Genomic DNA, 8,279 nt, shown 5'->3' with positions numbered 1-8,279 from the left:
TCAGTTGGCCGGTGCTGGCCGCGGTGCTCGGCACGGGCGCGATCGCCTCCGGCTGGTACGGCGGGTACGTCATCTTCGAGCTCGGCATCCCGTAGCCGGCCCGGCTTCGCGCGGGCAGCGGCCGGCAGGCCCGGCCCCGCCGCCTCCAGGGGGCGCGTCCACCACGGCCCCGCCCCCTCCGGCGTTTCCGGCACGTTCCGGAGACCGCTACCGCACACCCTCTTGAGCCGACCGATCGTTCGGTTACTCTGTGACGTGTCCCGTCCTCCCCTCTGAGGAGCGCACGCTATGTCCGCAGCGGTCACCCACCCCCTCGTCACCGAGCTGGTCGAACGCCACCAGGCCACCCTGGACGCCGCGCTCGCCGCCGCCTCCTCGCGCGACTACTGGTCGCCGTACCCGGAGTTCCCGAAGGCCTACGGCGAGACCGGCGCCGCGGACGGCAAGGCCGCCTTCGACGCCCTGCTGAACAACCCCTTCGCCCTCGACGGCCACCCCACCGACGGCGACCTGGTCGGCGGCGAGGCCTCCCCGTACGGCGTCGAGCTCGGCATCGGCTACCCGCACGCCGGGCCGGACGCCCTGATCGCGGCCCTGCGCGCGGCCCAGCCGGGCTGGGCCGCGGCCACCCCGCTCGAGCGCGCCGCGGTCTGCCTGGAGATCCTGGCCCGGATCAACGCCCGCTCGCACGAGTTCGCGCACGCGGTGATGCACACCACCGGCCAGGCCTACGGCATGGCCTTCCAGGCCGGCGGCCCGCACGCCCAGGACCGCGGTCTGGAGGCCGTCACCTACGCGTACGCCGAGCAGATCCGGCTGCCCCGGCAGGCCGGCTGGACCAAGCCCCAGGGCAAGCGCGACCCGCTGGTGATGACCAAGGAGTTCACCGTCGTCCCGCGCGGCCTCGCTCTGCTGGTCGGCTGCAACACCTTCCCGACCTGGAACGGCTACCCCGGTCTGTTCGCCTCGCTGGCCACCGGCAACCCGGTGCTGGTCAAGCCGCACCCGCGGGCCGTGCTGCCGCTCGCGCTCACCGTCCGGATCGCCCGCGAGGTGCTCGCCGAGGCCGGCTTCGACCCCAACCTGGTCTGCCTGGCCGCCGAGCACGAGGGCGGCACCGCCGCCAAGACGCTGGCCGTCCGCCCCGAGATCAAGCTGATCGACTACACCGGCTCGACCGCCTTCGGCGACTGGCTGGAGGAGAACGCCCGGCAGGCCGAGGTCTACACCGAGAAGGCCGGCGTCAACACCGTGGTCATCGACTCCACCGACGACTACCGGGGCATGCTGAACAACCTGGCCTTCTCGGTCTCGCTCTACAGCGGCCAGATGTGCACCACCCCGCAGAACCTGCTGATCCCGCGCACCGGCATCACCACCGACCAGGGCGAGAAGTCCTACGACGAGGTGGTCACCGACCTCGCCGCAGCCGTCGAGGGCCTGCTCGCCGACGACGCCCGCGCCGCCGCCATCCTGGGCGCCGTGGTCAACCCCGGCGTGCTGCAGCGCTCGGTCGCCGCGGCCGACGGCGAGTACGGCGAACTCGCGCTCGCCCCGAGGGTGGTGCGGTCGCCGGAGTTCCCGGCCGCGACCGTCCGCACCCCTGCGCTGGTCAAGCTGGACGCCGACAAGCCGGACGACCGGGCGGTGTTCCGCAGCGAGTGCTTCGGCCCGGTCTCCTTCGCCGTCGCCGTCGAGTCCACCGCCGCCGCCGTCGAGTTGATGCGCGACACGGTCCGCACCCAGGGCGCGATGACCGCCTCCGGCTACACCACCTCGCCCGAGGTCGAGGCCGACCTGGTCGGGGCCGCGCTGGACGCCGGCGTCTCGCTGTCGCTCAACCTGACCGGCGGGGTGTACGCCAACCAGACCGCGGCCTTCTCCGACCTGCACGGCACCGGCGCCAACCCGGCGGCCAACTCCGCCTACTGTGACGGCGCGTTCGTCGCCAACCGGTTCCGCACAGTGGAGATCCGCCGCCACGGCTGAGCCCCCGCACCCGGGCCCCGGCGCACCGGCGCCGGGGCCCGGTGCGTGCCGCGGGGGAGCCGGAGCACACCGCGGGGGAGCCGGAGCACACCGCCGGGGGCCCGGAGATTCACAGCCCCGCCCGGGGCAGCGATGATGGAGAGCGGAAGGGCGCCCAGCAGGGCGTCCAACCTCCGTCCGAGCACCGGGAGCTGACACATGACCGCGAAGCAGACCGTCACCGACGTCCTGATCGTCGGCGCCGGACCGACCGGACTGCTGCTGGCCGGCGACCTGGCCGCCGCCGGGGTCCGGGTCACCGTCCTGGAGAAGCGCGGCGCCGAGTCCAACCTCACCCGGGCCTTCGCCGTGCACGCCCGCACCCTGGAGCTGCTGGACGCCCGCGGCCTCGCCGACGACCTGATCGCCACCGGCCGCCCGCTCTCCTCGCTGCGGCTCTTCGACCGGCTGCACATCGACCTCACCACGCTGCCGACCCGCTTCCCGTTCGTCCTGATCACCCCGCAGTCGAACACCGAGCGGCTGCTCCAGGAGCGCGCGCTGAAGGCCGGCGCGACGATCCTGCACGGCGCCGAGGTGACCGGTCTGCGCCAGGACGCCGAGGGCGTCACGCTGGAGACCGTCGAGAACGGCACCACCGCCGTCCACCGGGCCCGCTACGCGGTGGGCACCGACGGCGTCCACTCCACCGTCCGGGACCTGCTCGGCATCCCGTTCCCCGGCGAGTCGGTGGTCAACTCGGTGGTGCTGGCCGACGTCCGGCTGGAGCGGACGCCCAGCGAGGTGATCACCGTCGGCGCCACCGAGGACGGCTTCGCCTTCATCGCCCCCTTCGGCGACGGCTGGTACCGGGTGGTCGCCTGGGACCGGACCGAGCACTACACGGACGGCCACCCGCCCGCGGTCGAGCGGATCGCCGAACTCGTCCGCACCACCATCGGCGAGGACTACGGCCTGCACGACGCCCGCTGGACCTCCACCTTCCACAGCGACGAGCGCCAGGTGCCCAACTACCGCTCCGGCCGGGTCTTCCTGGCCGGCGACGCCGCCCACTGCCACTCCCCGGCCGGCGGCCAGGGCATGAACACCGGCCTCCAGGACGCCGCGAACCTGTCCTGGAAGCTCGTCGCCGCCCTCCGGGGCCACGCCACCGACGCCCTGCTCGACACCTACCAGACCGAGCGGCACCCGGTCGGCAAGGCGGTGCTGCGCAGCTCCGGCGCGCTGATCCGGCTCGCCCTCGCCCACTCGGCGCCCACCCGGGCGCTGCGCGGCGCGCTGACCACGCTGGCCGACCACGTCGGCGCCGTGCCCGCGCGCGGAGCCCGGATCGTCTCCGGCATCGGCATCCGCTACGCCGCCCCCAAGGACGCCCACCCGCTGGTCGGCCGGCGCGTCCCGGACCTGCGGCTGACCAGCCTGGAGCAGCCCGGCGAGGACGCGCCCGGCGGCCCGGAGCGGCTCCACGAGGCGCTGCGCGCCGGGAAGTTCGTGCTGGTCAGCAATGACGAGCTGACCGCCGCCGAGCCGTGGGCGGACCGCGTGGTCACCGCCGCCCCGGCCGACCCGCACGGCAAGCTGCGCGACACCGTCCTGCTGGTCCGCCCGGACGGCTACACCGCCTGGGCCGCCGTCGACCCGGGCCGCGGCGAAATCCGGGCCGCCCTCGGGCAGTGGCTCGGCGCCCCCGCCGAGGACTGACCGGGCCCGCTCGCGCGGGCGTGGTCGGCGCGGGCCGACCACGCGCCGGCCACGCCCGCAGGAGCGCCCGTCAGCCCCGCACCTTCTCGTAGTGCCGCGCGGCCTTCGCCCGGTTCCCGCACACCGCCATCGAGCACCACCGCCGCCGGCCGTTCTGCGACGTGTCGAAGAAGTGCAGAATGCACGCCTGGTGCGCGCACTTCCTGATCCGGTGCGGCCCCTGCTCCAGCAGGCCGAGGAAGTCGTCCACCGCCAGCCAGGCGGCCAGCCACGGCGGCCCGTCCACCTCGACGTGCGAGGCCGGTCCCGTCGGCGCGAGCTCCCGCCGCAACCGCCCGTGCTCCAGCACCCCGTTGAGCCCGGCCAGCGCCGCCGCCCCGATCGCACCGCCCCGGTCCAGGTCACCGACCGCCGCCGCCAGCGCCTCGCGCGCCTCCAGCAGGGCGGCCAGCCCGGCGTCGTCGGCGCGGCAGCGCCCGGCCAGCCCGGCGGAGGAGAGCCAGACCGCGTACCCGTCCGGCTGCGCCAGCAGGTCGTTCACCGGGGTCCCCGCCCAGCGGGTGTTCAGCAGGTCCAAGGAGAGCGGCTCGCCGATCAGCGGGCGCGGGTCCTGCGGGTCCGCCGTCCGGTCCGTCATCGGTCCTCCCTCGCGCTCGCCCGTCACCCGATTCTACGTCCGCCGTTCCCGCCCCGGAGCGCCCCGAAATCCCCCGGATTCCAACGGAACGAATCAATCGGAACGAATCGGCCCGACCGGCCGCAGTGAATCGACCGGGCCGGCCGCCGCGAATTCCGGCTTTCACTGTATGGAGCGCCCTCCATTCCGTTCTCCACAGTTGACTGTTCTTTAGGAACGAATTGCTTGACCATGAGCCAATTCCCTCACGGCCTCTGACATGTTCTAGCCAGCGCCTCGCCCCAGAGGCGCCCTGGCCCCTGCCGGCCCCCACATGCCGGCCAGAGGAGGATTCCGTGCGCCCCCGCTCCCTCGCCCTCGCCGCGGCCTTCGCCGTGCTGCCGCTGTCCGCGGTCTCGCTCGGTGTGACCACCGCGCAGGCCGCCCCCACCCCCAACGCCGCCGCTCCCCGGGTCTCCCTGCCCGGGACGGTGACCCCCGCCGTGGCCCGCTCCGAGAAGCAGGGCGACGTCCCGGCCGACCAGCAGCTCTCGGTCGCGGTCAGCCTGAAGCTGCGTGACACCGACGCACTCGACCGCTTCCTGACCGCGGTCGCCACCCCCGGCACCCCGGAGTACGGCCACTACCTGACGCCGCAGCAGTTCACCGAGCGGTTCGGCCCGACCCGGGCCGCCGTCGACCAGGTCAAGGCGTACCTCACCGCCCAGGGCCTGACCGTCTCGGGCGTCAGCGACAACCGCCAGGTGGTCGACGCCCGCGGCACCGCCGAGCAGATCGCCAAGGCCTTCGGCACCCACGAGAGCGCCTACCTGGACCCGCAGCAGCAGCGCACCTTCTTCGCCAACGACGCCGCCGCCTCGGTGCCGGCCGACCTGGCCGCCGTGGTGCAGGGCATATCCGGTCTCGACAACCACACCGTCCGGACCACCCGGAACGTCAAGCCCTCGGCCCCCGCCGCGCCCAACGCCGCGGCCGCCCCGAGCGGCTTCGGCCCGACGCAGTACGACGGCGCCTACAACCTGGACAAGAACGGTGCCGACGGCACCGGCGTCACCGTCGCCCTCTGGGAGTTCGACGGCTACAGCGCGAACAACCTGAAGACCTACGACAACCAGTACGGCCTGACCGGCCCGGCCGTCACCACGGTGTCCGTGGACGGCGCGAACTACGACTCCGCGCCCGGCGAGGGCCAGGGCGAGGTCGAGCTGGACAGCGAGATCGTGCGCGGCGTCGCCCCCAAGGCGACCCAGCTGGTCTACGAGGCGCCCAACAGCGACCAGGGCGAGATCGACATGGCCGCCAAGATCGTCGCCGACAACCGCGCCTCGGTGATCTCGATCTCCTGGGGCTCCTGCGAGCCGGACACCACCGCCTCCTCGATGACGGCGGTCGACAACTCCTTCAAGCAGGCCGCCGCCCAGGGCATCTCCATCTTCTCCGCCTCCGGCGACGACGGCTCGCGCGACTGCACCCGCTCCACCAGCGGCTCCACCGTCAAGGCGGTCGACTTCCCGGCGTCCAGCCCGCACCAGACCGGCGTCGGCGGCACCAACCTCAAGGTCTCCGGCACCGCCTACTCCTCGGAGAGCGCCTGGAGCACGGCCGGCGGCGGCGTCTCGACCGTGTTCGGCAAGCCCGCCTGGCAGACCGGCACCGGCATCTCCGGCACCATGCGCACCGTGCCCGACGTCTCCTCCAACGCCGACCCGGCCAGCGGCTTCGCCATCTACACCGTCGGCGGCTGGCAGGTGTACGGCGGCACCAGCGCGGCCGCGCCGCTCTGGTCCGGCTACGCGGCCCAGTTCAACCAGAAGGCCAAGGCCGCGTCGAAGCCGGTGCTCGGCGAGGCGAGCCCGAAGCTGTACGCGGTGGCCAACAGCACCGCCTACGCCTCGGCGTTCCACGACGTGACCACCGGCAAGAACCAGGACTTCAGCACCAAGGCCGGCTACGACCAGGTGACCGGCTGGGGCAGCCCGATCGCCGACGCCCTGACCACCGCGCTGCTCGGCGGCACCACTCCGCCGCCCTCCGGCGGCTGCACCGCGACCCAGCTGATCGGCAACGGCGGCTTCGAGACCGGCACCGCGGCGCCGTGGACGGCCAGCACCGGCGTGGTCGACAACAGCACCGGCGAGGCGGCCCGCACCGGCTCCTGGAAGGCCTGGCTGGACGGCTACGGCAGCGCCCACACCGACACCCTGGCGCAGACCGTCACCATCCCGGCCGGCTGCAAGGCCACGCTCTCGTTCTGGGTGCACATCGACACCGCCGAGTCCGGCGGCACCGCCTACGACAAGCTGACCGTCCAGGCCGGCTCGACCACGCTCGCCACCCTGTCGAACGCCAACGCGGCGACCGGCTTCGTCCAGAAGTCCTTCGACCTCTCGGCCTTCGCCGGCCAGACCGTGACGATCAAGTTCACCGGCACCGAGGACTCCTCGCTCAAGACCAGCTTCGTGATCGACGACGCCGCGGTCGACGTCTCCTGACCCGCCCGATCACGCCCGCGTGATCACCCCGCCGGTCCCACGACCGGCCCCCGCCGCCGGGGCGGTCCGCACCAGGACCGCCCCGGCGGTGTGTTTCCACTCTGTTTCAAGATCGATAACCTTGAGGTTCAACACTCGTGACCACTGTCATACGCACGACTGATGACGTAGCCTCTCGACCGTGCATAGGGTTCCCCACAGCTCGGTGAAGCCGCTGACGGCGCCCCCCGGCGCCGGCGGCCCGGCCACGCCGAACCCGCATGGTGGGGAAGGTAACCGCATGGGCTCACAGCACCCCCAGGACGCTCGGCTGCGGCTGGTCGGCCCGCGCCCCGTCGCGCCCGCGCCCGCCCCGGCGCCCGCACCCGCGCCGGCCGCGCCGGCCACACCCGCCGCCATCGGCCGCCCCGCCCCCAACGGGGGCTTCGCCGAGACGCTGCACCTGGCGATCGAGGCCAGCGGCCTCAGTCTGGACCGGATCCGCGCCGCCCTCGCGCAACGCGGGGTCAGGGTCAGCGTCACGACGCTCAGTTACTGGCGGCGCGGGCGCAGCCAGCCCGAGCGCGCCAGCTCCCTGCGCGCCGTCCACCTGCTGGAGGAGCTGCTCGGGCTGCCTCACTCCACGCTCTCCGCGCTGCTCGGCCCGCCCCGCCCGCGCGGGCGCTGGGCCGCCGCCGCGAACACCTGCACCCTGCGGCTGGAGGACGTCTGGCCGGGCGAGCAGGAGATCGCGGACGTCTTCGCCGAGCTGGACGCACCGCCGGCCGGCGAGCTGGAGCGGCTCTCGATCCACGACTCGTACTACGTCGGCGCCGACCGGCGCGGCAACCTGCTGCGGATGCGCCAGGTCGTCCGGGCCACCGTCAGCGGGGTCACCCGCTGCCTGGTCGTGCACAAGGCCGACGAGGAGGCCACCGGCTGCCCGGAGATCACCGGGGTCCGGCACGGCCGGCTCGGCCGGGTCCGCCGCCGCCCGGAGGCCGGCCTGATCGTCGGCGAGCTGATGCTGGACCGCCCGCTGGGCCTCGGTGACAGCACGGTCTTCGAGTACGAGGTGGAGATCCCGTCCGGCGGGGCCGAGACCATGGAGTACAGCCGCCGGTTCGCCATCCCGGTGCGCGAGTACGTGCTCCAGGTGCACTTCGACCCCGCGGCCGTCCCGGTCCACTGCGAGCGCTACGACCGCGACCCCGGCGAGGACGTCGACCGCCGCCGCGAGCAGCTCTGGATCGGCGCCTCGGCGAGTGCCCACGTGCTCGCCCCGGACCAGCAGCCGGGCCACATCGGCATCCGCTGGGAGTGGGAGTAGCCGCACCGCCCGCCCCGGGGCACCCCTCCGGGGCCGGACCCGGGCGCACTCTTGTCATGTTACGGACACCAGCCTAACCCTTTCATCGGCGCACAGCGGTTGACGCCTCATCATCTAACTCATACGGTGGCTATCAACGGTTAGGTAGTGG

General features: G+C 73.6%; 5 protein-coding genes. 4 read left to right on the top strand and 1 reads right to left on the bottom strand.

Going from position 1 to position 8,279, the window contains the following annotated elements; translation table 11 throughout:
• Positions 1-288 precede the first annotated feature (288 nt).
• Both paaN and MCM47_RS10175 read left to right on the top strand, forming a co-directional pair.
• Positions 289-1,989 (top strand): phenylacetic acid degradation protein PaaN, encoded by a 1,701-nt coding sequence (gene paaN, locus MCM47_RS10180; protein ID WP_238860544.1) that lies wholly within the window; start codon positions 289-291, stop codon positions 1,987-1,989.
• 198 nt (positions 1,990-2,187) lie between these two features.
• Positions 2,188-3,690: an FAD-dependent monooxygenase gene (locus MCM47_RS10175; RefSeq protein WP_238860542.1), complete on the top strand. Its 1,503-nt coding sequence runs from the start codon at positions 2,188-2,190 to the stop codon at positions 3,688-3,690.
• Positions 3,691-3,760: 70 nt separating this feature from the next.
• Here the strand turns inward: MCM47_RS10175 and MCM47_RS10170 are convergent, their stop codons facing one another.
• A complete protein-coding gene (locus MCM47_RS10170; protein WP_238860540.1) occupies positions 3,761-4,327 on the bottom strand; it encodes a CGNR zinc finger domain-containing protein in 567 nt (188 codons plus the stop codon).
• Positions 4,328-4,662: 335 nt separating this feature from the next.
• On the opposite strand from MCM47_RS10170, the gene MCM47_RS41630 reads away from it, so the two are divergent.
• Positions 4,663-6,819, top strand: coding sequence for a protease pro-enzyme activation domain-containing protein (locus MCM47_RS41630; protein WP_308222311.1), 2,157 nt, complete (start codon positions 4,663-4,665; stop codon positions 6,817-6,819).
• A 280-nt stretch (positions 6,820-7,099) separates the two neighbouring features.
• Positions 7,100-8,128 carry a hypothetical protein gene (locus tag MCM47_RS10160; protein WP_238860538.1) on the top strand — a complete coding sequence of 343 codons (1,029 nt, stop codon included), beginning with the start codon at positions 7,100-7,102 and terminating at the stop codon, positions 8,126-8,128.
• Positions 8,129-8,279 lie beyond the last annotated feature (151 nt).

This window comes from Kitasatospora sp. A2-31 (assembly GCF_022288725.1).
Lineage (GTDB): Bacteria > Actinomycetota > Actinomycetes > Streptomycetales > Streptomycetaceae > Kitasatospora.
The sequence above is the reverse complement of the archived record's forward strand: the minus strand, read 5'-3'. Positions and strand labels throughout refer to the sequence as shown.